Genomic DNA, 24,835 nt, shown 5'->3' on the forward strand with positions numbered 1-24,835 from the left:
CCTTCCCAACCGCCGAGGCATGGCGAAGAGTCAGATCAACCCGCTGTCGCGCGCGGCCGCGGTTGCCTCGCCGCGCGACACGGCGTCCAGCTTGCCCAGCACCGCAGAGACATGGTGGTCGACCGTCTTGGGCGAAATAGCGAGATGTTCGGCGATGCGCTTGTTGGACAGGCCGCGCTCGATCAGCTGCAGCACTTCCATCTGGCGCTGGGTCAGGCCGGCGCTGTTGGCGCGGGTGGTGCGGCGCGGGCCCCTGGCAATGTGAATGACGCCGCTCTGTCGCATGATGTCGCGCACATGGCTCGCGACCGGCCGGGCGCCGAGCGCCTCGAGAATCTCCAGCGCCGTGCGCTGCGCGGCCTCGTCGCCCTGGGCGAGCGCCAGCGCGCGTTCGTAAGGGGCGTCGAGTTCCGCCCAGGCAGAGGCCGCGCCCCGCCAGTCACCGGCCAGCAGCATGCGGTAGGGCGCGGCCATGCCCGACGTGTCGCCCGGATCGGTATCGGGTGCCAGAAGCTGCCGCCAGCCGGCCAGTTCCGCGAAGACCGCCCGCGTCGGCGACAGGCCTTCGGCAAGGCCGATCAGGCGCAGCGCCTCGGCCTTGTCCGCCTCGCCGAGCCAGGCCCGTTCGGCAATCACCGCCGCATAGGGCAACAGCCGCTGCAGCTCGGCTCCCCTTTCCAGAAACTGCTTCATCTCGGCCAGAAGCGGCTCGGCCGAGGGGTCGCCGCGACGGACCCTCAGCCGCGACAGCGCCACAAGGGCCGGATAGCGCACCAGTGCCGTCGCCCGGTCGTTGGCAATCACATCCAGAGCCTCGGCGGCCGCCTCATTCCAGCATCCCTGACGCAGCAGCAGCTGGGCCCGCACGCCACGCATGTAATCGCGCCATGTCGCGAGATCGTTCTCGATGCAATAATCGATGCCGCGATCAAGGAAGGATTGGGCCTGGCTGTAGCCCAGCTGGTTCATCTCGCCACATGCGCAATTGGTGAACGCGCGAGCCGCATGTTCCTGGAAATTCTCTTGCAGCGCGATTTCGAGGCTGCGGGCAAGATGCAGCCGGCTTGAGTCCAGGTCCAGCCACTGCTCGGCGGCGCCGACATTGTTGAGAGCATGGCAGACGACTTCGGGCCTGTTCAGCCGTTCGGCGAGCTCGATTGCCCTGGCACCCAGCGACAAGGTCTCGTCCAGCCTTTCGGCCAGCATCGCCAGTTGCGAAAGGTTCGAATAGGCCATGGCAAGCTCGGCGCTGGCCGGTACGGTCTCCAGCAACGCGACCGCCTGGGCGCCGAACATGTCGGCGGCCTGCCGGTCGCCGACAAGATAGGAAAAGCGCGACAGCCATCTGAGGCTGTCGCCTTCCTTCAGCGTGTTGCCGAGCGCCTGCTGCAAGACACGCGCCTGTTCCTGCGCCTTGATGGCCTCTTCGATGCGCGCGATGAGATGGCATTCGAAGGCATATTGCTCGTAAAGGCCGGCGCGCTCTTCCTCGGGCAAGGTGTCGGCCTGGCGCAAGGCGACCTCGTAATAGCCGGCGGCGTCGCGATGGGCGCCGACACGCGAGGCTTCCCGCGCCGCGATCGGCGCGAACTCGCGCACCGCCTCGAGATTATGCGCTTCCACCGCATGATGGACGAGGCGCGCGGTGGCGACATCCCTGTTCTCAAGCAGCGCCGACAGCGCACGCTGGTTGAACAGCCTCCGGGAACTCGTCGTCAGCATCATCTCGATGGCGCGGCGTGCGATCTCGTGCCGGAAGGCGTAGCCGTCGCCCAGGTCGTCAAGCAGCCCATGCGACACACATTCCGCGAGCTGACCGGCGGCGGCCACGCCGCACAGGCCCTGCAAGGCCCAGGCGTCGGCGCGTCTGGGAAACACCGACACCGCGTCGAGCATCGAACGGGCGCCGGCCGACAACCGTTCGGCGCGTGCGACAACGGCGTCGCGCACGCTGGCAGGTGGCGTCATCTCATTGTCGGCGCATAGAAGCTCGGTGACGAAGAAGGCATTGCCGGCCGTCGCCCGGTAGATGGCGTCGCCGTCGCGGCCGGCGGCAATGGCGAGCGAGAGCACCGCCGCCTCGCTGAGCAGCGGCACTTCGATCCGCACGACATTGCCGGTGGGAATTTCGCCGAGCGCACGACGCACGCGCATCTGTCCTTCACTGCGGTCGGTGCGCGCCGTCAGGACGAGCAGGATGTGGGTGTTGGCGATGCGGCGGCCGAGAAAGCGGACGAAATCGAGCGTCGCGTCATCCGCCCAGTGCAGGTCCTCTATGATCAGGAGCGTCGGCTGCGTCCTTGCCTCGAAGACTTCGAGCGCGTCGGAAAACAGGGGCAGCCTCTGTCCCTGCCGGGCATCGATCGCCCGCGGCATCGACCATCGCGCCTCGCGGGCGAGATCGTAGAGCGGCCCGAGCGGGTCCGGTATCGACAGATCCTCGCAGGCGCTGCGGAAAATGCGCACGCCGTCGCCAACGCTGCCGACGAAAGCCTCGACAAGGGCCGACTTGCCGGCGCCGGCCTCGCCGGACAGCGCCGCGACATGGCCGAAGCCACGCGTGGCTTCCGCGAGAAGTCCATCCAGCTGCTCCAGCTGTGCCTGCCGTTCCAGAAGCATCGTCATTCGCTCAACAGGGATGGTGTCTGGGCGTATCCCTGGACGTCCGCCACGAGCGTCCGGGACGATGACCGGAAATGTGCCCCTCTCCACATTTTCGGTGCCACCTACCACATAACGTCGCCACTATAGGGAATCTTCCAACAAAAAAATAGGGAAAGGCTCCGATGCGCGCCCTTGGCGAGCGTGATCAATGTCCAGCCGCGCTCAAATCGAGCGTGAATCAACGAAAAAGGGAAACTTGATATGCCTCGCTATGTGGTACAACGCACATTTCCTGACGGCCTCATCGTACCGATGAACGACGCCGGCGCCGACGCGCTGGGCGGCGTCATCATGCGCAATGCGGAGAAGGGCGTGACCTGGGTGCAATCCTTCGTGTCGCCCGACAAGAAGCAGAGCTTCTGCATCTATGACGCGCCTTCGCCGGAAGCGATCCGCAGCACTGCCCAGAAGAACGCGCTGCCCGTCGACAAGATCACGGAGGTGCGGGTCCTTGACCCTTACTTTTACCGTTGATCCCTCCGATGGGCGTCAAACTGCCCTTCGCGGCGGTGGCGACATGCCTGACGAAGCGCTCGGCGAGGTGCTGGCGGCTTCGAGACCCGTCGGACGACGGCCGTTACTGGGCCGGCTTCCCTGGCGGCTTGCCTCGCTGCTGTTCGCACCATTGCGCAAGGGTCGGCGCCGGTTGCCACCGCAGGACGACTATCTGAGACGCGACATCGGCTTGCCGGAGCTCGAGGAGCTGCCGCGGTACTGGGATTTCACCCGGTCAGACCACTGACACGTGCAGCCATCCGATTTCGCGGCGGCGGGAGCGGCTGCTCCCGCGCACCATCAACAACGAGGAGAGAAAATGAACATTCATGTGTGGACCAAGCATCTCATCAACCTGTCGATCCTGTCGATCGCGGCCACGGCGGCGAATGCCCGTGATACGGGCACGCTGGATGAGAAGGTACGGGCAGCCAATGGCCGTTTCGAGAATGTGGCGATGGCCACCGCCGAAGGCTATGCGCCGATCCCTTGCGCCAGCGGCATCAGCGGCGGCGCCATGGGCATCCACTATGTCAACGCGGCCTACCTGAAGGACGATGCCGTCGATCTCGCAAAGCCGGAGGCTGTCATGTACGAGCCGATGGCGGACGGCCGGCTTAAACTGGTGGCGGTCGAATACATAACCTCGAAAGGCCCGGCCTCGCTGGAAGGGCAGCTGTTCAACTTCAACAGCGCGCCCAATCGCTATGGCCTGGGCGCCTTTTACGAGCTGCATGTCTGGGCCTGGAAGAAGAACCCGACCGGCACCTTCGCCGACATGAACCCCGATGTGTCGTGCGACGCGATGAAGGCCATGTAACGGCTGGACAGCCGGGGCGCGTATCTACCCCCGCGAGGGATATACGCGCCCCGTCGAACTCAGTTGCTCGCCGACAGCACCAGCACCGGCTTCTCGCTGTACAGCGCCGGGAACAGCTGCTTCAGGTTCGCCACCTTGGGCAGGTCGTTGTAGACGATGTAGGGATAGGTCGGGTTCAGCGTCAGAAAGTCCTGGTGGTAGTTCTCGGCCGGGTAGAAGGTCTTGCCGGTCTCGATCGTGGTGACGATCGGCGCCCCATACAGCTTGGCCTTGTCGAGCTGGGCGATGTAGCTCTGCGCGATCTTCTTCTGGGTATCGTTTTCGGCGAAGATCGTCGAGCGGTACTGGGTGCCGGAGTCCGGGCCCTGGTAGTTGAGCTGCGTCGGGTTGTGGGCGACCGAGAAATAGACCTGCAGCAACTGGCCGTAGGTCACCTTCGAGGGATCATAAGTGATCTCGACGGATTCGGCGTGGCCGGTGCGGCCGGTGCCGACCGTCTCGTAGACGGCGTCATCCTTGGCGCCGCCGGTATAACCGGAGACAGCCTGGCTGACGCCCTTGACGTGCTGGAACACGCCCTGCACGCCCCAGAAGCAGCCGCCGGCGAAGATCGCCTTCTCGCTGCCCGAGGCCGCCTTTTCGTCCAGCGCCGGCGGCGGGATCACCACGGCGTCTTCCGCCGAGACGGCCGGCGTCAGCCAGAAGGCGGCACCGGCGGCGGCCAGGGCGAGTGCGGCGAGCGCACTCCTGGCAAAGCCGGTCGAGCGGGTCTTGATGTCGGTCATGGTTGCACTCCTCATGGCTTGCCCCTTTGATCAGCAACTGGGGATCAGTCTATTGGATCAGCTACGATGGCGCGATGCGCGAGTTGCGGCCCAGCCTCACATTCGTGCGACCGGGCTTGCGTTGAGCATGGTCTTCTTTCGAAAACATCGCTCTCCATTCGAGCAGAACGGCAAAAATCTTCCCGTTGGCGCTGCCCCTCACTGTCCTGCCGGACATCTCTCCCCGTAAACGGGGCGAGAGTGGCTGGCCGCAACGCCGGCGTTTCTTCTTGCAACGCCGATGATTGGCGAAACCCGGCGGCGAGAGCGCCCCTCTCCCCGTCACTATACGGGGAGAGGATGCCGGCAGGCAGGTGAGGGGCAGCGGCAACATCGACCATTGTGGACGGCTGGAACGCAGCAAAACTAATTGGCCGGAGCCATGGCGTCCGCCGCCGGCTTCATCGCGTCGGCCGCGGGCTTCATCGCATCAGCGGCAGGCTTCATCGCGTCGGTCGCCGGCTTCATGGCATCGGCTGGCTTCATGGCATCCGTGGCCGGTTTCATGGCGTCGATCGCCATCGCATTGGCCGGCTTCATGGCATTGGTCGTGTCATCGGCACGGGCGCCGGCGACGAAGACGGCGGCCGAAAGCCCGAAAGCGAGCGCCGGCAGGGTCAGGTACTTGGTCATGAGAGTCTCCTTGGGTTTTGGCGCTCGGAAGCGGGCCGGGTGATGCGTTGCCGTGTTCCACGGCCCCGCGCGATAAAAGGATGATCAGTTGGTCGCGGCGGCCAGGATCGGCCCGCCGCCGGGCGATTGCACCAGCACGGCGGTGCTCAAGCCACTGGCCGCGGCGGGCAGCGCATAGGCTGTGGTGTCGCCGGTCCAGTTGCCGAGCTTTTCCAGTGCATGGACGACATTGGCATGCGGCAATGTGCGGCCGGTGTTTTCGCCGCGCGCGACCGGCACCTGCACGACGCCCTTGGCGTAGCGCACCAGCCAGACATCGGCCTTGCCGCCGGGTGCCGCGCCGGCACCGATCGCCACCTTGCCGCCCTCGAGCGACAGCGACGGGCCGCCGGTCCTGGCCGTTGCCTTGATCAGATGCTCGATCTCGCCTTGCGCGGCGCCGACGACATCGGCATGGCCGTTGACCACCACTTGCGGCGTGAACGGGCCGTCATGGCCGAGCGACGGTTCGTAGGAGACCTGGCGCTGGGTGAATTCCTGTTTTCCGAACGTGTCCTTCCAGCCGAGATAGTCCCAGTAGGTGACATTGAAGGACAGCGCCAGCACGCCGGGCTGGTCCTTGACCTTGATGAGGTTGGCGTTGGCCGGCGGGCAGGACGAGCAGCCCTGGCTGGTGAACAGCTCGACCACGGAGAGCGGCTGGGCGGCGGCGGCACCGAGCGAGGCAGCGAGCGCGAGCGCACCCAGGCTGGACAGTGCGGCGAACCTCAGGGCTGGTGATCTCGGCATCGGCTTGCTCCATGGGGGCGGCGCTGGGACGCGCCGGTCATTCCCCATTTCGCTGATACCTGCCGCTTCGTTACAGCGCTCACCGGTTTGTGATGAGGCGCGATCGTCCTTTCCCTCACACGGGGTGAAGGACGAGCAGGTCCTTACTGCGTCAGCGCCGTCTCGGATGGCCGCTGGTTGAAGTCGCACTTGCCGGTGACATTGTAGAAGAAGTCGGCATTGGTATAATCCGCCGGAAGGGAGTTACCGCCATCTTCCCAAGCCTGGTAGCTGGTCTCCGCGCACGGCACGACTTTAAAGATGTCGATCAGCTTGCCCGCGGCAACCTCGACCAAGGGCGTGAGTGTGGTGCCCGGTACGGTGCCCAAATAGAGGTGGTTGGAGGTCTTGGTGTCGTTCGATTTGAACGTCGCCTTTGTGCCGGTCGTGACATCCATCTGCAGGGAGAGCTGGCCCATCTGGCTGACGTCGACGGCGGCGCCGGCGCCGTCGGCAGGCACGTTGGTGGTGGCGCACGTGATCTGGAAATAGATCGTCTTCTTGCTGTTGCCGTCGTATTCGGGGCTCACTATCGCGCCCGCCGGCGGGTTGGTGAAATTGGATGTCGAGCCCACGGTGGTGCACGTCTGCGTCTGGACCACGGTCGGCGTCGAACCCTTGACAAGCGATATCGTGGTCGTGCCGTAGCCCTTCTGTTCCTTCATGGAATAGGATTTGGTCCCGACCTGGTATGTATAGGTGTAGGGCGCGTAGACGTAGCTGGCCGTCATCAGTTTTTGCGCCGCCGACCCGCCGAAACTCGTGCCGTAAAGCGTCACCGTCTTGTTCCAGTAACCCGACACCTTGTCGACCTTGAACGTCGCCTGCACCAGGCTGGGCGCCTTGTTGACCCCCGATTTGACCGCGACCGGCACGCTGTTGATCCTGGCGATGGTCATGAAATTGGTCGGCATGGCGAAGCTGGCCGACGTCTGCGCCGCGACGGTGCCGTCGGAGGCAACGTTGAAGCTCACCAGCGTCGCGGTGCCCTGGCCGTTGTTGGCGACGAAATTGTCCTGCAGCGCCTGCTTGCGGTCAGGCAGCGTCATGCTCGGCGGCAGCGTGGTGATCGCCAGCGTCGCGGCATCCAGCGCGGCCTGCATGCCGGAGCGGGTCTGGACGGCATCGGTATAGTCGACCGAGAAGCCGACGGCGCTGATCAACGGCACCAGGCTCAGGAAGAACAGCGGCATCATGGACCCGCTGCGGGAGCGGGCAAACCTGTCTGCAATTTTCTGCATTTCTTTACCCCCAAGGACATTAGCAGCCGTGCAAATACCACGCAGCCGGCAAATCAAGGTCTAACGGGATCGATCAAAGTTTATGCATTTGCGGCCGCTTCACCGATATTCTCGATTTTCCGGCGCCGCTCTCCGCTTCGTGACCGCCGGGCAGCCCTTGCGCCGCAAGCCTTGCCGCCGCTGGCCGCCCCTGCTAAAGCGCGCGCATGAGCACGCCCCTCGACCACATCCGCAATTTCTCCATCGTCGCCCATATCGACCATGGCAAATCCACGCTCGCCGACCGCCTGATCCAGCTGACCGGCGGGCTGGAGCTGCGCGACATGAAGGAACAGGTGCTGGACTCGATGGACATCGAGCGCGAGCGCGGCATCACCATCAAGGCGCAGACGGTGCGACTGAAGTACCACGCCAACAATGGCGAGGACTATATCCTCAACCTCATCGACACGCCCGGACATGTCGACTTCGCCTATGAAGTGTCGCGTTCGCTGGCCGCCTGCGAGGGCTCGCTGCTGGTGGTCGACGCTTCGCAGGGCGTCGAGGCGCAGACGCTGGCCAATGTCTACCAGGCGATCGACAACAACCACGAGATCGTCGTGGTGCTGAACAAGGTCGACCTGCCGGCCGCCGAGCCAGAGCGCATCCGCGAGCAGGTCGAGGAGGTGATCGGCATCGACGCTTCCAACGCCGTGCTGATCTCGGCCAAGACCGGGCTTGGCATTCCCGATGTGCTGGAGGCAATCGTCCACCAATTGCCGCCGCCGCGCGAGGGCGATGCCACCGCGCCCTTGAAGGCGATGCTGGTCGACAGCTGGTACGACGCCTATCTCGGCGTCATCGTGCTGGTGCGCATCATCGACGGCGTCCTGAAGAAGGGCCAGACCATCCGCATGATGGGCACCGGCGCCAAATACCTGGTCGAGCGCACCGGCGTGTTCACGCCCGCCCGCATCAATGTCGACGAGCTTGGCCCCGGCGAATTCGGCTTCTTCACCGGCTCGATCAAGGAAGTGGCCGACACGCGCGTCGGCGACACCATCACCGAGGACAAGCGCCCCACCGCGCATGCCTTGCCCGGCTTCAAGCCGGCGCAGCCGGTGGTGTTCTGCGGCCTGTTCCCGGTCGACGCCGCCGATTTCGAGGACCTGCGCGCCGCCGTCGGCAAATTGCGCCTCAACGACGCTTCTTTCTCTTATGAGATGGAAACGAGTGCGGCGCTCGGCTTCGGCTATCGCTGCGGCTTCCTCGGCCTGTTGCATCTGGAAATCATCCAGGAGCGGCTGGAGCGCGAGTTCAACCTCGACCTGATCGCCACGGCGCCATCAGTCGTCTACCGGCTGCTGCTCACCGACGGCTCGGTGAAGGAACTGCACAACCCGGCCGACATGCCGGATGTTGTAAAAATCTCGGCGATCGAGGAGCCGTGGATCCGCGCCACGATCCTGACGCCCGACGACTATCTCGGCGGCATATTGAAGCTCTGCCAGGACCGGCGCGGCATCCAGGCCGACCTGTCCTATGTCGGCAAACGGGCCATGCTGACCTACGACCTGCCGCTCAACGAGGTGGTGTTCGACTTCTATGACCGGCTGAAGTCGATCTCCAAGGGCTACGCCTCGTTCGACTATCACCTGACCGATTACCGCGAGGGCGACCTGGTGAAGATGTCGATCCTGGTCAATGAGGAGCCGGTCGACGCGCTCTCCATGCTGGTGCACCGCACGGCGGCGGAAAAGCGTGGCAGGCAGATGTGCGAGAAGCTGAAGGAGCTGATCCCGCATCACCTCTTCAAGATCCCGATCCAGGCCGCCATCGGCGGCAAGGTCATCGCCCGCGAAACCATCTCCGCCCTGCGCAAGGACGTGACCGCCAAATGCTACGGCGGCGACGTCTCGCGCAAACGCAAGCTGCTCGACAAGCAGAAGGAAGGCAAGAAGCGGATGCGCCAGTTCGGCAAGGTGGATATCCCGCAGGAGGCGTTTATCCAGGCGCTGAAGATGGGCGATTGAGGGCAACTAGCGTCTATCGCCTACAATTCAGTCAACATCCATCAATCTCGATAAACGAACCGACGCAGCTGCGAAATCATATCTGAGCCGATCACTACATCTGTGGTTTTCGCTTCCAAGTTTCTCTGAGGTAGCCCTCGTCTCTGCAATTCGGCGTTTATTTTGCTAATCAGAATTTTTCCGCCGCTCTTAGCGCTGAGGTCAAATTGCGCCCATAGGGCATTTGTTTCTGGCGATCCCCCATCTCGGTGAAATTTTAGATTTGCTTCTTGGCGCTTCGCACGGAACTTCGTCTCGAACTCCTGCTCGTTTCCGTCAAAGGCAGCGCGTGTTATCTCCTTAGCCTGCTCATACGTGAGCCCAAGTCGTGCGCTTAAATGCTCCGGAAGGCAAAAATAGTTTTCTATTTCGACACCGCTACTTACAACTTTTCCAAACCCAGCGTTTCCATAATCTTGGAACCAAGCGTCAATTTCCGAATCTGTTAGACAGTCCTTGTCTCGATATATTGCTAATCGATGGCGATTTCCAAGCGCCGCTAAAAAAGCTCGGAGGGCGGCAGCACTGCCTAACTTAGACACACCAGAGAAGGGGATCACAGAAACATCCCGGAACAAATCCGCGTCCTGAAATAGGAGCGTTTCCAAGGGTTTAATATTCCTGTCTTCGGCACAAAGAATGATTTTCTTATCGAGCGCACCCCACCCCAGAGCGTCTCGTATCTGGGTGCCAGCTGTCGCGGCGGCGACATTTCCGCGTTCAAGCCATACAGACTGCGCACCCTCGGATAATCCGGCCGCAATAAATGGGCTGTGAGTCGTAATAAGAGCAGCCGAACCGCACTCCCGGACACGCTTTTGTAACACACCGAGCAATCTGGTCTGCAAAGTGGGATGAAGGTGAGCTTCCGGCTCGTCAATCAAAATAACTTTTGGCCTGAAGAGGTATAAATATGAAAAAATTTGAACTACTTGAAGAATTCCTGTTCCAGAATACTCTAGCGGCTTCGCCTGACCCATCCCAGACGTCAGAACAGTTGATCTAATATTATAGTCAACATCGTTATTGAATTGCGCCGTTATCGAAATGGTCGGGTCAGCATAAACTTCACGAACAGCGTCTATAGCGTTGCCAAGCTCTCCCTTCTCCTGTAATATAAGCAGAATATTTCTTAGAACGACATTACTATCTCCGGACGCCGCTTTTCTGTAGACTTGTCTCTTTGAAAGACGTTGCTCTTGTAGCGGTATCCCGGCTATCCCCGGTATGTATGAAGAAAAAACGCTGTCTCGGGACCTGAAAATAGGGATTAATTGCGGTGAGACGTCTGGATTTATTGCTATTCCTTCGTTTCTAGCGGACTTAAGTGAGAGTGAGGCATTGTATTCCGGCGAATTTTCCTGTGAATCATCCACCAAAGTAAATGAAACAGCACTCTCGGGTGCGTTTTGGCGATTGCCCCAAACATCGTTGTGTGCAAGCTCCCGGTAGTCTTCCGATGGCACGTATTCCAACTCTCGTAAGGATATCGTCGATTGCTTATTCGCCTCACTCGCTTGGAAGAAAGCTCTGCATGCAAAATGTATCGCTTGAAGCGTTGATGATTTTCCGGAGTTATTCGATCCAACTAGAAGTGTTACGTCTGTCAGTTCGATATTGACGTCGACCACCGCTTTAAAATTTTGAATATGGACACGCTTTACTCGCATGGTAGACGCCAATCGATTCGAGTTGTGATTCTGGAAGAGAGTCTCTTGGCAAATTAACGGTCATAGATACAGCAATTGCAAGACAGAATGAGCAAAAAGCGCGATTACGCCCAGCAAAGCCTACGTATCGGTACCTCCTTTTTTAAGTTCTTGTCCTTGGAGCCGGTCCGCAGGACACTTCGCCATCGACCCCTCGACACCTCCCCCGCGTTCCGCTTCACTCACCCGCCCATGTCCGCCCCCGTCGAAATCCGCAACAGCGCCTCGAGCAACACCTTCCAGGTCATCGCCCCCTTCATCGGTGCGGCGGTAGCCGGGGTGCTGGCGTTCAGGGGGCTTTCTTCGGATGGTGCGCGCGGGCCGGTGTTCCTGCTCATTGCCTTTGCCATCGGCTGCCTCCGCTGGGGGCTGTTCAAGGCGAGCAGCGGGTTCGACAGCGGGGTTCAGGTGACGCTGGATTCCAGGGGTTTCGCGACAAGCGCGCCGGCGATGTGCTGGTGCCCTGGGAGACGGTGAAAAGTGTCCGGCTGGTGCACGGCAACCATGGCGGACCGACGCTGGTGAATTTCGAGCTGACGGGCAAGCTGCCCGAAGCGATCCAATATTCCAACGCCAATGCGCTCAATTTGCTGCTGCAGGGGGTTCGGAAGGCGACATGATGGCGGCGATCCGGAGGCTGGCGCCTCATGTGAAGGTTGGCCGGTAGAACTGGGTTGGGGTGCTTGAAGCTGGATTTGTGCTTCGATCTGAAGCGTTGGCGCAGTCCCTCACCTGCCTGCCGGCATCCTCTCCCCGTGAACGGGGCGAGGGGTGCTGTCGTCTTGGCTTTCGCCAATTACAAACGTTGCAGAAAGGCGCCGGCGTTGCGGCCAGCGTCTTTCTCCCCGTTCGCGGGGAAAAATGCCCGGCAGGGCAATGAGGGGCGGCGCCGATCTCGGCTAGGAGACCATTAACACGTCTCAGCCGAGGGCCGCCCGAGTTATCAAGACTCAATCCAAACCTTCTCAAAATGCTGCTCCAGCGCTTGGTGCTGCTCGCAGCCCTCCACGCCCTTGCGGTAGGTCCGGTAGACCGAGCGCCAGTAGGGTTGGATGATGATACCGGAATCGCGCAAATTCTTCTCGATGCCGGCCATGATCTCCTTGCGGGCCTTGGCGTCGGGGGTGGCGAGCGCCTTGTCGAGGAGATCGTCGAACTCCTTCGAGGCGTAGGCGCTTTCGTTCCAGGCGGCGCCGGATTTATACGCCAGCGCCAGCACCTGGACGCCCAGCGGGCGGCCCAGCCATTCGGTGCAGGAGAAGGGATATTTGCTCCAGTCGTTCCAGAAGGTGGCGGCGGGCAGCACGGTGCGCTTGATCTTGAGGCCGGCCTCGCGCATCTGCGCCGAGATGGCGTCGGCGGTGCTCTTTTGCCATTCGACGTCGACCGAGATGAGCTCGTACTCATGATCCGGCTTGCTGGAGGCGGCGAGCAATTTCCCGGCCTCCTCCACGTCGCGTTTGGCCGGGCCGATATCGGCATATTCGGGATGCATGGGTCCGACATGGTGGTTGTCGGCGGGTTTTCCCCGCCCGTCGATGCCGAGCTTCAGCACGGCGGAATTGTCGACGGCGAGCTGGGCGGCGCGGCGCAGCTTGACGTCCTGATAGGGCGCGTTGCCGACATTGAAGCGGGCGACGATGGTGGAGCCGGTGGCGATCTCGGAATTCTTCAGCCCCATCTTGTCGGTCTGCGATACGGCGTCGGAGGCGGTTTCGTGGTCGGTGTCGATCTCGCCGGATTCGAAGGCCGACAGCATGGCGTTGGGGTCGGAGCCGTAGTCGATCCACTGGATGCCATCGAGCCAGAATTCGCCCTTCCACCACGGCTTGTCCTTGCGCTTCACCTCGGCGCTCGTTTCGGCGTCCCATTTCACCAGCTCGCAGGGGCCGGTGGTGATGGCGAGCGCCTTCATGGGGTCGCCGTCGCCCGCATAGGAGCGGTGCATGATCAAAGCGGGATAGTCGGCCATGCCGGCGATCAGCGAAATGTCCGGCTTCGGCAGGTTCAGCTTGATCATGTAGTCGTCGACCTTCTCGATGCCGCCGTCGATCACCTTCTTGGTGTCGGCATTGACCAGCGCGCCCATGCGCGCGGCGACCGAATTGCCGGCGACGCCGGCCTCGCACCAGCGGGTGAGGTTGTGGACGACATCGTCGGCGTTGAAGGTGTCGCCGTTCGACCAGGTGATGCCCTTGCGCACATGCAGCGTCAGCGTCCTGGCGTCGTCGCTCATCTCCCATTTTTCCAGGAGCCAGGGCTCGAACGAGAAATCGGTGTTCCAGCGCACCAGATATTCGTTGCAGTGGCGGGCGACATTGGACATTTCAACGCCGTCGAAGGTGCGCGGGTCCTTGAAACCCTTGACGTTCATGGCGACGCGGAGGATGCCGCCCTTCCTGGGCTCGGCGGCGCGGGCAGGGGTCGCGGCGATGCCGCCCAGCGCGAAGGCGCCGGCGGCGCTGACGCCGAGGCCGGCCATCAGCGCCAGATATTCGCGGCGGCTGATGGCGCCGGTTTTGAAATCGTCGGCGAGGGGTTTGGCCCGCGGGTGCAGTTTGCGGTTGGTCAGCATGAATTTCATCGTCGTTCCCCTTGTCGTTGGTGCATGCCGCCCAGAAGCGCAGGGGTTCTGGGACAACGGCATGCACGGAAGCAGGCTTGTCCCGACGAATCGCCAACGCGGGGGCGGCTGCGACCGCCGGGACGCCTTTGCCTGAGCAAGGGATGATAGGGCCGGGGGATGGAGGGGAGTGTTCTGGAATCCGCAGGAGTTGTGCGATGCTCCGCAGAGCGCTCAAGCTTCGTCGAGGGGTGGCGCCAATAAAAAAGCCCGGCGCGAGGCCGGGCTTTTCGGAAACGAGTATGAGAAGCCTCAGCTGACCTGGACCTTCGAGGACGCGGCCTGGTCCTCGGCGATCTTCTGCTGGAACATCTGCGCGAAATCGATCGGGTCGAGCATCAGTGGCGGGAAGCCGCCATTGCGGGTCGCCTCGGCAATGATCTGGCGGGCGAAGGGGAACAGCAGGCGCGGGCATTCGATGAACAGGATCGGCAGCATGTGCTCCTGCGGGAAGCCCGAAATGGCGAAGACGCCGCCATAGACCAGCTCGACGTTGAACAGCACTTCCTGGTCGAAGGAAGCCTTGGCGTTCAGCGTCAGATTGACGTCGAACTGCTTGTCGGAGAGCGGGTTGGCGTTGACGTTGACGTTGATGGCGATGCCGGGCGCCTTGTCGCGGCCGCGCAGCGAATTCGGCGCGCCGGGGCTTTCGAAGGACAGGTCCTTCACATACTGGGCCAGGACGTTGAGCGAAGGCTGCTGCCCCGCATTGCCGTTTCCGTTGGCGCCGACCGGCGCGTCATCATTGCTGGCCATGAGCCTTTTCCTTTTGCCTGGGCAGCGTTGCTGACCGAATTGAAATCGGGCGTTCGCTACCATGGCCGGCATGACAAGACAAGGTTTGCCGCCTTGCTTGTCACCTCGTCATTCCAGGGCGAAGCAGCCGCGCGGCGGCGGCGCGGAGACCCCTGGAGCGAAGCGTCGGATGGCCGACCTAATCATCCTTCAGGCGCCGCCACGGCGAATTGTGATCCGGGCCGCGCTTGAAATCGTCCTCGCGCGAATAGTCGCCGTCGTCGAGGTCGATGACCTTGTCGCGCGGCCGGCCGCGGAACCCGCCGGCCGAAAAATCGGTGGCCACCACGATGCGGCCCTTGAAGCGGCTCCAGGCGAAGTCGCGCACCGGCGGCAGGAACAGCAGCAGGCCGATAATGTCGGTGATGAAGCCGGGGATGATCAAAAGGATCGCCGCCACCACGATCATGGCGCCGTGGGCCAGCTGGCGGCTGGGATCATGGCCGGCATCCATCTCGGTGCGGATGCGGGTCATGACGCCGAAACCCTGGTGCCGGAGCAAAAGCACGCCGGCGATGCTCGAGGCCAGCACCAGGCCGACGGTCGCCAGCGCGCCGATCTCACGGCCGACGACGACGAAACCGGCGATTTCCAGCAGCGGGAGCGCGAGGAGGAAGAAGGGAAGCAGCGAAATGCGCAAGTCTTTACCGACCATTCGATTGTTTTACCCGCTGGCGACCAATCGCCGCTGGCACGAAGGCTGTTAGATAGGTATGCCTGCCTTTGATTTGAATGATTGCACCTTGCGTTCTATATGCTTTGAATGTTGAACGCTATGCGACCGCGGCCTGTTGGCTGGATGGTCCGGCCTAGAGGCAGGGATTGATTGGCGGAAGATATGGGTTTCTTCGACTTCGGCACGATTTTCTTCCTGATCGCGGCGGTGGTGATCTTCTTCCAGCTGCGCAACGTGCTGGGCCGTCGGACCGGTAGCGAGCGGCCGCCCTTCGACCCCTACACGGCGGCGCGCACCGACAAGGACGCCACCCAGAAACCCGAGAATGTCGTTTCGCTGCCGCGCAAGCGGCTGCCGGGCGAGCCGGCGCCGGCCGATGCCTACACGGCGATCGACGCTTTCGCCAAGCCCGACACTGATCTCAACAAGGGGCTGCGCGCGATCAAGGACAATGATCCGTCCTTCGATCCGAAAGGCTTCGTCGACGGCGCCAAGATGGCCTACGAGATGATTGTCATGGCCTATGCCGACGGCGACCGCAAAACGTTGAAGAACCTTCTGTCGCGCGAAGTCTATGACGGTTTCGTCGCCGCGATCGGCGAACGCGAGGCCAAGTCGGAAAAGATCCAGTCCTCCTTCGTCGGCATAGACAAGGCCGATATCGTCTCGGCCGAGATGAAGGGCGGCGAGGCGCATGTGACGCTGCGCATCATCAGCGAGCTGATTTCGGCGACGCGCGACAAGGCGGGCGCCGTCATCGACGGCGATCCGGAAACCGTGGCCGAGGTCAAGGATGTCTGGACCTTCGCCCGCGACACGCGCTCACGCGATCCGAACTGGAAGCTCGTCGCCACCGAAGAAGAAGACTGAGTCCCGATGCATGTCGCCCAAAAGTGCGAAGCGGTTTTGGGACAACGACTTGCATCAAAGCCAGGACACGACGCGCGTCGCATGACTCTCTTCGAACACGACGCGCTTTAAGGCGACGGGGCTCCGGTGTCGCTATCGCCTCTCTTCATCGAAAAATCCTTTGACGACCTGCCCGGCTGGAGCGACGACGACCACCTGCCGGCCTTCGAGGCTTTTCGCCGTTCCGCCTTCCACGCGCCGGTAAAACCCTATCGCAGCGGCGCGCTCGGCGTCGATTTCGGCGCCTTCACGGCGGCCTATGCGGCGGCGCGCACCGCACCGCCCGTGAACCGGTTGGAGGCGCGAACTTTCTTCGAGCGCCATTTCGTGCCGATGCTGGTCCGCGCCGAGACCGGCGCCGGGCTGGTCACCGGCTTCTACGAACCGCAGGTCGAGGCGTCGCCGGTGCGCACGGAGCGGTTTGCCGTGCCGCTGCTGTCGCGCCCGGCCGATCTCGTCGATGTCGACGACGCCAACCGGCCGCAGGGGATGGATGCCTATCTCGCCTTCGCACGCCGCACGGCGGACGGACCGGCCGAGTATTTCGACCGTGGCGCGATCGAGCGCGGGGCGCTTCAGGGCCAAGGGCTGGAAATCGCCTGGCTGGCCGACAAGGTCGACGCCTTCTTCATCCATGTGCAAGGCGCCGCACGGCTCGCGATGGCCGACGGCCGGCTCCGCCGCGTCACCTATGCGGCCAAGTCAGGCCAGCGTTTCACCGGGCCGGGCAAGATCCTGAGCGAGCTGGGCGAAATCCCGCTGGCGCAAGTGACGATGCAGTCGATCCGCGCCTGGTTCAAGGCTCATCCGGGGCGCATTGACGAGATCCTGTGGCAGAACCGCTCCTACATCTTCTTCCGCGAAGCCGATGTCGAGGACGCGGCCCTCGGCCCGATCGCCGCCGCCAAGGTGCCGCTGACGCCGGGCCGTTCCGTCGCCGTCGACCGGCTGCTGCATACATTCGGCACGCCCTTCCACATCGACGCGCCGACGCTGACGGCCTTCGACGAAAGACCGTTCCGGCGGCTGATGATCGCGCAGGACACCGGCTCGGCCATCGCCGGGCCGGCGCGGGGCGATCTCTTCGCCGGCTCCGGCGACGCGGCCGGCGAGATCGCCGGCGTGGTGCGCAACGCCGCCGATTTCTACGCGCTGGTGCCGCGCCTGCTGGCCGGGGGCGCCAGATGAGCAAGCGCCCGGACAAGCTCAGCGAGGACGACCGGGTGCTGTGGAACCTGGTGGCGCGCACGGCCAAGCCGCTGAAGGGCAGGGCGGCCGTCGACATTCCCGATATCGCCGCCGACGCCAGGCCGACATCGCCGCAGGCGGCGCAGCCCGCCACCAATGCGCCGGGCGCGGCAAAGCCGAAGGCGCAGCATGTCACGCATCGCCTCGACGAGCCGACGCTGGACAAATTGTCGAAGGGCCGGCTGCCGATCGAAGGCCGTGTCGACCTGCATGGGATGACGCAGGACGAGGCCTATTCGTTGCTGTTCTCGTTCCTGCACCGGGCGCATGCCGGCGGCATCCGCTATGTCCTGGTCATCACCGGCAAGGGGTCGTCCTCCGGCGGCGACGGCGTGTTGCGGCGCGCGGTGCCGGCCTGGCTGTCGACGCCGGCATTCCGGCCGCTGGTCTCCAGCCACGACCATGCCGCCCGCAACCATGGCGGCTCCGGCGCGCTCTACATCAGGTTGCGGCGGGTGCGTTCATGAGGGCTGAAGCCGTGGGGCCGGGCGCATGACGCCGTTCGGCGAGAGGCTGCGGGCGCTTCGCGCCGAGCGCGGCGTCACCCAGAAGGACATGGCGGCGGCGATCGGCATCAGCGCCGCCTATCTGTCGGCGCTCGAGCATGGCAGGCGGGGGGCGCCGACCTGGACGCTGATCCAGAAGATCATCGGCTATTTCAACATCATCTGGGACGACGCCGAGGAGCTGGCGCGGCTGGCCGAAGCCTCGCATCCGCGCGTAAAGCTGGACACGTCGGGTCTCAACCCGGCCGCCACAGAGCTGGCCAATCTTCTGGCCGAAAACATCGAAAAGCTCGACGAGGCGGAGCTGCGCCGCATCACCGCCTCGATCCGCGCGGCGCTGGGCCGGCTGAAGTAACCGGTCTTATCCCGATTCCGCGACGGCCGGGCGGCCGCCTGGTCGCAAGACAGTGCCCGCCGGCATTGGCCAGCGGGCAGCTGTGGCGAGATCAGTTCTTGCCGGCCGTGCCGCCGTTGGGGTTGCCGCCGTTGGTGCCCGGGCGATCATGGTCGCCACGGCCACCGTTTCCACCACCCAGGCAGTCCGATGCGCCGGCAGTGCCACAACAACGGCCGGCCCAGAGGTCATTGAGGTTGGTGTGGGAGCAGCTGACCGTCTGGCCGGCCATCGCGGATCCGCCCAGGGCCGATACGGCAGCGACGGCGAGAAGGGTATTTCGCAGAAAAGCAGTCATTTGAAGTCTCCATGATTGGGTTTTCGTCATTCACGGCTGTGTGTCGCCGGGCGAACGAAAATGGTTCATGGAGATGCGGAAATTTTTTTGGGATGCGCGGCGGAGCCTCCTCGCCTTCGTCATCCACGGGCGGAGCGGGAGCGAAGCGGACGCGCAGACCCGAGGATCCATGCCGCGACTTGCGAGCGCCGCAGCGGTGAAGAATGTAGTCATGCCGACATGAAGATGGCCCGCGCCTGTTCCTGGGCCGCCGTGTTCTATGTTGGTGTCACGGCATGGATCGATCCTAGGGTCTGCGCGCGTCGCTACGCTCCTTGCTCCGCCCTAGGATGACGAAGCACTGGTGGTGGCGCCGCCTCACAACCGGGGCAGCCCCAGCCCCTATTCCACCGACCCCACCAGGACCTGCTGGCCGCCGCGGATCGAGACCCAGCGGCCGGTGTTGTCGATCGCCTGCCGCTTGAGGAAGCGGTAGCCGGTCTGGTCCCAGGCCCTGACCTTGTCGGTCAGGTTGTCGAGCACGTAGTCGCCCTTGTCGGTGCGCACGGTCAGCACCGAATGGCCTTCGCCGTCTGGTTTGCGCACCACGGTTATCAGGAGGTCGGCGAGCGAGATGCCCGAGCGTGACAGTTGGCGCCGCTTTTCCAGCACATAGTCCTCGCAATCGCCGACGCCTTTGTCGGGATAGGCCCAGACCTCGTCCTTGCCGTAGATGTCCATGTCGCTCATCGGCTTGATGACGGCGTTGACCCTGGCGGTGACATTGATGAGCTTGCGCATCAGCCCGTCGGTCATCCTGGCCGGTGCCAGATTGCTCGCACGGATCGAGCATTCGCCGGCGTGCAGCTTGCAGAAATCATAGTGACCGATCGGCTGCGAGGTGATGCCCCCGGTCGCCATCGCTCCGGCAGCCAAAGCCGGTGCCATCCAGCCTCCCGTGGCTGCCAGACCGGCCGCAGCCACGCACACGCGCAGCCTTCTCGCCATTGTTGAGGAATTCATTGTCCCCGCTCACCCTGTTGTTAACGAAACGTTAAGGGCGATTGACAGTCCGTGTCAATTACGACGACGGGCTGATTTGCAGCATGGTTACCCGCGGGGAGGGACAGCGGCACTTGTGCAACAGAATCGGCCCTGAAGCCGATTTTGTCCGGGAATTGCCTACCGCTTGGCGGTGCGGACCAGCTTCGGCTTCACCGCGACGCGGTTCTGGCGGCCATAGCTGGTGATGAAGTCGACGATGCGCGGCACGATCTCGGAGCGGAAGCGCGAGCCGTTGAAGACGCCGTAATGGCCGACCGCCGGCTGCATGTAATGGGCCTTCTTGTCGGCCGGAATGTTGACGCACAGATCCTGCGCCGCCTTGGTCTGGCCGAGGCCCGATATGTCGTCATTCTCGCCCTCGACCGTGAACAGGGCGACGTTGCGGATGGCTGACGGATCGATACGGGTACCGCGATGCGTCATCTCGCCCTTGGGCAGGGCATGGCGAACGAAGACGGTGTCGACGGTCTGCAGGTAGAACTCCGCCGTCAGGTCCATGACCGCCAGATATTCGTCATAGAAGTCGCGGTGCTTCTCGGCGTTGTCGCCATCATGCTTCACAAGGTGCATGAAGAAATCCTTGTGGGCGATGATGTGGCGGTCGAGGTTCATGCTCATGAAGCCGGACAGCTGCAGGAAGCCCGGATAGACCTCGCGGCCGAAGCCCGGCACCGGCCAGGGCGCGCGCATGACGACATTGTCGCGGAACCAGTCGATGCCCTTTTCCTCGGCCAGGAGATTGACCGCGGTCGGGTTGCGGCGGGTGTCGATCGGGCCGCCCATCAGCGTCATGGTCGAGGGCACGAAGGGATCGCCCTTCGCCTCCATCAGCGCCACCGCCGCCAGAACCGGCACGGAAGGCTGGCACACCGCCATCACATGGGTGTCAGGCCCCAGCGCATGGAAGATGTCGACGATGTAATCGATATAGTCGTCAAGATCGAAACTGCCGTCGGCCAGCGGCACCATGCGGGCATCGACCCAGTCGGTGATGTGGACATCGGCATAGGGCAGCATGGATTCCACCGTGCCGCGCAGCAGCGTCGCGTAATGGCCCGACATCGGCGCCACGATCAAAAGCTTCGGATCCGGCTTGCGGCCGGCGGGCACCGCGCGTTCGAAGCGGACGAGATTGCAGAACGGCTTCGACCAGACGGTCTTTTCAGTGACCTCGACGCTCTTCCAGTCGACGACGGTCCTGCCGAGGCCGAAGGCGGGCTTGCCATAGCGGCGCGTGGTACGCTCGAACAGTTCGGCGCCCGCGGCGACCGAACGGCCCCAAGGCGTGTGCGCAATCGGATTGAGCGGGTTGGAGTAGAACATCCGCACCGCGTCGGCATAGAGCCGGGCCGGCTGCAGCGCCGCATGGTTCAATTCATAGAGCTGATAGAACATCGACAACCCCGCTGCTGCCTGCGACCGAAGGGACGACGAGCAGCGCCGAGCCTCAAATGTCTCGCGGCGAAGTTAACAACTAATTGCTGCGATGCAATACGTCACGTGGCGTGACCAATGGTTCTTTCGTCCAAAGGCTTGCAAATCCGCCCGGAATGGCGGAGCCGGCTCAGTGTGCGCTGCCGAAATGTGTAGGAAATATGTCTGGCCGCCGGACACCCGACCATGATCCCGAAAACTGGTTTGGGTTTTCGAAGGAGATCATGGTCCAGGGATAATCACATCAAACGCGTGCCATGCAGACCGAGGTATGGCCGGAACCGATGAAGCCGAGCTGGCCGGCGGCACCCTTCGACAGGTCGAGCACGCGTCCGCGAATGAACGGGCCGCGATCGTTGATGCGCACGATGACGCTTTTGCCATTGTTCTGGTTGGTGACCCGCAATTTGGTGCCGAAAGGCAAGGTGCGGTGGGCGGCGGTCATCGCCGAAGGGTTCATGCGCTCGCCCGATGCGGTTTTCGAGTGCAGCGCGTACCACGAAGCGCGGCCGCACTGGCCGGCGGCGGCGGTTGCCGAAGTGGCGGAAGCGCCGACCATCAGGCCAGCAGCGATCGTTACCGCGACAAGCGCGGTCTGGTTTAGGTTCTTCATCTTTAAGGGGTGTCTCCGTTTTTGACAGACCCCAGCCGTTAGGTGCCGAATAAGGCAGGAAATGCGGCAAGCATCTGTCCGTTCCGTGGCGAGATCACACGTTTGGAGTCACCAGGTAACAGTCTGTCAGGGATTTTCTGGCGCAATCTGATCCATTCTCGATGATCTCCGGGCCGATATCCGAGTTCGTTTTGACAAGATACCGGATTAATTTCCAAGTAGAATCCGACGTGATTGTGCCACTTCCTTTGGCTCTTTCATCACGGCCACGACACGGCCACCGATCGACTTGAAAAGAGAGATCCGTCAATGAGACTGACCAAAAATCTGCTGGCCTTGATTGTGCTGGCCATCGGTGCGCAGTGGTCGCTGCAAGGTATCGGCATGGTCGGCGGCAGCTTCATGACCGGCCAGCCGCAATGGTTTTATATCGGCATCGTCACCATGCTGGTCGGCCTGGCCGGGCTGGTGTGGGCGAACCGGTAGGGGGTGAAAGGTCGACCCCCCAATCGCGCCACCGCCGCAAGACACGTACAACCCGGCGGGCAATAAAACAGTCGCCTACGTTATCGGTCCATTCTGTTACCGATCTATCCGGTTCGGACAGAATGCCCTGCCCCCCGGCGGCCCTAGCCGAACAGCCGGTCCAGGACCGTGCCTTCGAGGCGGGCGAGCTCCGCGGAACCGCGCCGGTGCGGTCTTTCCACCGGCACGTCCAGATCGAGCGCGATCTTGCCGGCACTGATCACCACCACAGAAATTGACAAGCCGTTCCGCGTGTTCGATGGTAAGTATAGTATCCTTATCGACATGAGGGAATTGGAGGCGACGATGAGCGGGGACCCCACCACCATGATCGCTCGCGGCTTGCATCGGCCGTCAGCGTCGCGCGAGTCGACGCCCGACACAGCCTTCCCGCCGGGAGCCATCTGTCGCTTTGCGGCCGTCGATGTGCATTTTTGTGCTCTTGATGGCACAAAAGCCTGACAAGATGGCCGAAACGGCTTGAAAACAAAGCAAAATCAACAGTTCTCGGCTTGTATATCATGTCACTAGAATTTATGTGTCATGGATGCTTGGGCGCGGCGGGGAGGCACGCCAGGCGTTTCGCAACGGATGGTCTCAAGCCATCGCATGACAGAGAAACGTTCGGTTTATGCTCACCAAAAAAGGCAAGTACGGCCTCAAGGCGCTTGTACACCTCGCGCAGATGCCGGCCGGGCAGCTCGCTTTCGTCAACGACATCGCGACCGGCAACAACATCCCGAAAAAGTTTCTTGACGCCATCCTGGGCGAGCTGCGCAATGCCGGTTTCGTCCAGAGCCGCAAGGGCAAGGATGGCGGCTACCGCCTCGCGCGGCCTGCCGACGAAATCAAGGTCGGCCATGTCGTGCGTGTCCTCGACGGGCCGCTGGCCCCAATTCCCTGCGCCAGCCGCACACAATATCAGCGCTGCGAAGACTGCAACGAGGCGACATGCCAAGTCCGACATCTGATGCTGGAGGTCCGGCAGGCGATCGCCGAGGTGCTCGACCAGCGCAGCCTCGCCGAAATGCGCGATATCGGCCTCGACGACCTCACGGTCGCGAAGGAGATCGGCGATCTTCCGGTCGCGGTGAAGGTCCAGGCCTGACGCCTCGCATAATGCGGGAACGCGCATGAGCGGGCGTGCCAATTCGATCATCATTGTCGGCGGCGGCGCCTCGGGCGTCGTGCTGGCCGCGCATCTGCTGAAATCGCCCAATCCGGATCTGCGTGTCACGCTGGTCGAAAAGCGCCCGCATTTCGGCCAGGGCATCGCCTATTCGACGCTGCTGTCGGCGCATGTGCTGAATGTCAGTGCCGCCGGCATGAGCGCCTATGCCGACGACCCCGGCAATTTCTGGCGCTGGCTGCAGGCGCGTGGCCTAGTAAGCCAGGAGCAGACGCCACAGACACCCTTCTACGCGCCACGCAGCATCTATGCCCGCTATCTCGGCGAGCTGCTCGACGAACTCGAAGCGCGCGAGCAGCCGACCGGGCGGCTGCGCCTGATCCACGAGGAGAGCCTGTCGATCACGCCGACCCCGTCCGGCGTCGAGGTGGCGCTCGCCAACGGCACCAGCGTCGTCGCCCACCTGGCGATACTCGCCACCGGCCATGACGAACAGCCGGCGCAGGGCCATGCGATCCGCATGGGCTCGGAAGCCGACACCGCGCTCGATCCGCGCAGCCCCGTGATGGTGCTGGGCACCGGCCTCAGCATGGTGGACGCGTTCCTGGCGCTGGAACAGCGCGGCCACACCGGCAAGATCATCGCGGTTTCCCGGCGCGGCCTGCTGCCGTCGCCGCACCGCAAGGGCAATCCGATCAAGCTCGACGTCGCCGACATCCCGCTCGGCACCCAGCTTTCCTATTTCGTCGGCTGGTTCCGCGACCTGATCCGCGAGAACCAGAAGGCCGGCATCGACTGGCGCGACGTGGTCGACGGCCTGCGCCCCTTCAACCAGAAGATCTGGCAGAACTGGCCGGCTTCCGCCAAGCGCCGCTTCGTCGAGCACACCAAGGCCTGGTGGGACATCCATCGCCATCGCATGGCGCCCGAAGTCTACGCCAAGGTGACCGAGGCCGTGCAATCCGGCCGCATCCGGCTTGTCGCCGGCCGCGTCGTCGGCATCGTGCCGGGGAAGACTTTCACCGTCGACGTGCAGTCGCGACACAGCCAGCTTGTCGAGACTTTCGAGGTCGCCCGCATCTATGATTGCTCCGGCATCGTGCGTGACATTTCGACCTCGTCGAACAGCGTGGTGCGCTCGCTGGTCGACCGCGGGCTCGCGCGGCCGGACCCGATGCGCATCGGCCTCGACGTTTCGCCCAATTGCGAGATCATCGCCAGCGACGGCACGGTCTCGCGAAAGATCCTCGCCGTCGGCCCGCTGACACGCGGCACTTTCTTCGAGATCGACGCCATCCCCGACATCCGCGTCCAGTGCGCGCGACTGAGCAAGCAATTGCTGGGCTGAGTTGTCGTTGGGGTCGGCGCTCTACAGC

Annotated in this window: 27 protein-coding genes; 13 read left to right on the plus strand and 14 right to left on the minus strand. The window is 63.0% G+C overall.

The window, feature by feature from the left end:
- Positions 1–30: 30 nt before the first annotated feature.
- Positions 31–2,619 (minus strand): ATP-binding protein, encoded by a 2,589-nt coding sequence (locus EB231_RS04340; protein WP_172352809.1) that lies wholly within the window; start codon positions 2,617–2,619, stop codon positions 31–33.
- Between the two features lie 246 nt (positions 2,620–2,865).
- Between EB231_RS04340 and EB231_RS04345 the strand changes: the two genes are divergently transcribed.
- The 3 genes from EB231_RS04345 (at position 2,866) to EB231_RS04355 (ending at position 3,979) form a co-directional block, all read left to right on the plus strand.
- Positions 2,866–3,138: a DUF4242 domain-containing protein gene (locus EB231_RS04345; protein WP_172347750.1), complete on the plus strand. Its 273-nt coding sequence runs from the start codon at positions 2,866–2,868 to the stop codon at positions 3,136–3,138.
- Positions 3,139–3,181: 43 nt separating this feature from the next.
- Entirely contained in the window at positions 3,182–3,406 is a 225-nt protein-coding gene (locus tag EB231_RS04350; protein WP_246740873.1) for a hypothetical protein, read from the plus strand.
- 72 nt (positions 3,407–3,478) lie between these two features.
- Positions 3,479–3,979, plus strand: a complete 501-nt coding sequence (locus EB231_RS04355; RefSeq protein ID WP_172347752.1) for a hypothetical protein — start codon at positions 3,479–3,481, stop codon at positions 3,977–3,979.
- Between the two features lie 59 nt (positions 3,980–4,038).
- Here EB231_RS04355 and msrA read toward each other — a convergent pair whose 3' ends face one another.
- From msrA to EB231_RS04375, 4 genes are all read right to left on the minus strand, one after another.
- Positions 4,039–4,764 carry a peptide-methionine (S)-S-oxide reductase MsrA gene (gene msrA, locus EB231_RS04360; RefSeq protein ID WP_172347753.1) on the minus strand — a complete coding sequence of 242 codons (726 nt, stop codon included), beginning with the start codon at positions 4,762–4,764 and terminating at the stop codon, positions 4,039–4,041.
- Between the two features lie 405 nt (positions 4,765–5,169).
- The gene (locus tag EB231_RS04365) at positions 5,170–5,436 is read right to left on the minus strand and encodes a hypothetical protein (RefSeq protein WP_172347754.1); all 267 of its coding nucleotides are present in this window, start codon (positions 5,434–5,436) and stop codon (positions 5,170–5,172) included.
- Positions 5,437–5,520: 84 nt separating this feature from the next.
- A complete protein-coding gene (locus EB231_RS04370) occupies positions 5,521–6,225 on the minus strand; it encodes a DUF1223 domain-containing protein (protein WP_172347755.1) in 705 nt (234 codons plus the stop codon).
- A gap of 143 nt (positions 6,226–6,368) precedes the next feature.
- Entirely contained in the window at positions 6,369–7,505 is a 1,137-nt protein-coding gene (locus tag EB231_RS04375; RefSeq protein WP_172347756.1) for a TadE/TadG family type IV pilus assembly protein, read from the minus strand.
- A gap of 206 nt (positions 7,506–7,711) precedes the next feature.
- On the opposite strand from EB231_RS04375, the gene lepA reads away from it, so the two are divergent.
- The gene (gene lepA / locus EB231_RS04380) at positions 7,712–9,517 is read left to right on the plus strand and encodes a translation elongation factor 4 (RefSeq protein WP_172347757.1); all 1,806 of its coding nucleotides are present in this window, start codon (positions 7,712–7,714) and stop codon (positions 9,515–9,517) included.
- A 41-nt stretch (positions 9,518–9,558) separates the two neighbouring features.
- Here the strand turns inward: lepA and EB231_RS04385 are convergent, their stop codons facing one another.
- A complete protein-coding gene (locus tag EB231_RS04385) occupies positions 9,559–11,226 on the minus strand; it encodes an ATP-dependent nuclease (RefSeq protein ID WP_172347758.1) in 1,668 nt (555 codons plus the stop codon).
- An 87-nt stretch (positions 11,227–11,313) separates the two neighbouring features.
- On the opposite strand from EB231_RS04385, the gene EB231_RS04390 reads away from it, so the two are divergent.
- Both EB231_RS04390 and EB231_RS04395 read left to right on the plus strand, forming a co-directional pair.
- Positions 11,314–11,742, plus strand: a complete 429-nt coding sequence (locus tag EB231_RS04390) for a hypothetical protein (RefSeq protein ID WP_172347759.1) — start codon at positions 11,314–11,316, stop codon at positions 11,740–11,742.
- Entirely contained in the window at positions 11,739–11,885 is a 147-nt protein-coding gene (locus tag EB231_RS04395) for a hypothetical protein (RefSeq protein ID WP_172347760.1), read from the plus strand. Before EB231_RS04390 ends, EB231_RS04395 begins: the two co-directional genes overlap by 4 nt.
- Positions 11,886–12,208: 323 nt before the next feature.
- Here the strand turns inward: EB231_RS04395 and EB231_RS04400 are convergent, their stop codons facing one another.
- The 3 genes from EB231_RS04400 to EB231_RS04410 all read right to left on the minus strand — a co-directional run bounded on the left by EB231_RS04400 (position 12,209) and on the right by EB231_RS04410 (position 15,323).
- Entirely contained in the window at positions 12,209–13,849 is a 1,641-nt protein-coding gene (locus EB231_RS04400) for an ABC transporter substrate-binding protein (protein ID WP_172347761.1), read from the minus strand.
- 291 nt (positions 13,850–14,140) lie between these two features.
- On the minus strand, positions 14,141–14,644 hold the full coding sequence (secB, locus tag EB231_RS04405; RefSeq protein WP_140776400.1) for a protein-export chaperone SecB: 504 nt from the start codon (positions 14,642–14,644) through the stop codon (positions 14,141–14,143).
- 178 nt (positions 14,645–14,822) lie between these two features.
- A complete protein-coding gene (locus EB231_RS04410; RefSeq protein WP_172352810.1) occupies positions 14,823–15,323 on the minus strand; it encodes an FxsA family protein in 501 nt (166 codons plus the stop codon).
- 198 nt (positions 15,324–15,521) lie between these two features.
- On the opposite strand from EB231_RS04410, the gene EB231_RS04415 reads away from it, so the two are divergent.
- The 4 genes from EB231_RS04415 (at position 15,522) to EB231_RS04430 (ending at position 18,377) form a co-directional block, all read left to right on the plus strand.
- Positions 15,522–16,229: a Tim44/TimA family putative adaptor protein gene (locus EB231_RS04415; RefSeq protein WP_172347762.1), complete on the plus strand. Its 708-nt coding sequence runs from the start codon at positions 15,522–15,524 to the stop codon at positions 16,227–16,229.
- A gap of 126 nt (positions 16,230–16,355) precedes the next feature.
- Complete coding sequence (gene mltA / locus EB231_RS04420; protein ID WP_172347763.1) at positions 16,356–17,456, plus strand: murein transglycosylase A; 1,101 nt, start codon at positions 16,356–16,358, stop codon at positions 17,454–17,456.
- Positions 17,453–17,983, plus strand: a complete 531-nt coding sequence (locus EB231_RS04425) for a Smr/MutS family protein (protein WP_172347764.1) — start codon at positions 17,453–17,455, stop codon at positions 17,981–17,983. Before mltA ends, EB231_RS04425 begins: the two co-directional genes overlap by 4 nt.
- A gap of 25 nt (positions 17,984–18,008) precedes the next feature.
- Positions 18,009–18,377 (plus strand): helix-turn-helix domain-containing protein, encoded by a 369-nt coding sequence (locus EB231_RS04430; protein ID WP_172347765.1) that lies wholly within the window; start codon positions 18,009–18,011, stop codon positions 18,375–18,377.
- Positions 18,378–18,468: 91 nt separating this feature from the next.
- Here the strand turns inward: EB231_RS04430 and EB231_RS04435 are convergent, their stop codons facing one another.
- The 4 genes from EB231_RS04435 to EB231_RS04450 form a co-directional block, all read right to left on the minus strand.
- The gene (locus tag EB231_RS04435) at positions 18,469–18,714 is read right to left on the minus strand and encodes a hypothetical protein (protein WP_172347766.1); all 246 of its coding nucleotides are present in this window, start codon (positions 18,712–18,714) and stop codon (positions 18,469–18,471) included.
- 381 nt (positions 18,715–19,095) lie between these two features.
- Positions 19,096–19,716 (minus strand): transglutaminase-like cysteine peptidase, encoded by a 621-nt coding sequence (locus EB231_RS04440; protein WP_172347767.1) that lies wholly within the window; start codon positions 19,714–19,716, stop codon positions 19,096–19,098.
- A gap of 159 nt (positions 19,717–19,875) precedes the next feature.
- Positions 19,876–21,153 (minus strand): polyhydroxyalkanoate depolymerase, encoded by a 1,278-nt coding sequence (locus EB231_RS04445; protein ID WP_172347768.1) that lies wholly within the window; start codon positions 21,151–21,153, stop codon positions 19,876–19,878.
- Positions 21,154–21,436: 283 nt separating this feature from the next.
- Positions 21,437–21,805 carry a septal ring lytic transglycosylase RlpA family protein gene (locus EB231_RS04450; protein ID WP_056574162.1) on the minus strand — a complete coding sequence of 123 codons (369 nt, stop codon included), beginning with the start codon at positions 21,803–21,805 and terminating at the stop codon, positions 21,437–21,439.
- A gap of 309 nt (positions 21,806–22,114) precedes the next feature.
- Here EB231_RS04450 and EB231_RS04455 point away from each other — a divergent pair, with 309 nt between their 5' ends.
- Positions 22,115–22,291 carry a hypothetical protein gene (locus EB231_RS04455; protein ID WP_172347769.1) on the plus strand — a complete coding sequence of 59 codons (177 nt, stop codon included), beginning with the start codon at positions 22,115–22,117 and terminating at the stop codon, positions 22,289–22,291.
- 143 nt (positions 22,292–22,434) lie between these two features.
- Here EB231_RS04455 and EB231_RS04460 read toward each other — a convergent pair whose 3' ends face one another.
- A complete protein-coding gene (locus EB231_RS04460) occupies positions 22,435–22,572 on the minus strand; it encodes a hypothetical protein (protein ID WP_246740875.1) in 138 nt (45 codons plus the stop codon).
- A gap of 389 nt (positions 22,573–22,961) precedes the next feature.
- Here EB231_RS04460 and EB231_RS04465 point away from each other — a divergent pair, with 389 nt between their 5' ends.
- On the plus strand, positions 22,962–23,438 hold the full coding sequence (locus EB231_RS04465; RefSeq protein WP_172347770.1) for an RrF2 family transcriptional regulator: 477 nt from the start codon (positions 22,962–22,964) through the stop codon (positions 23,436–23,438).
- A gap of 25 nt (positions 23,439–23,463) precedes the next feature.
- Positions 23,464–24,807 (plus strand): FAD/NAD(P)-binding protein, encoded by a 1,344-nt coding sequence (locus EB231_RS04470; RefSeq protein WP_172347771.1) that lies wholly within the window; start codon positions 23,464–23,466, stop codon positions 24,805–24,807.
- Positions 24,808–24,835: the final 28 nt, after the last annotated feature.

The organism is Mesorhizobium sp. NZP2298 (assembly GCF_013170825.1).
GTDB lineage: Bacteria > Pseudomonadota > Alphaproteobacteria > Rhizobiales > Rhizobiaceae > Mesorhizobium.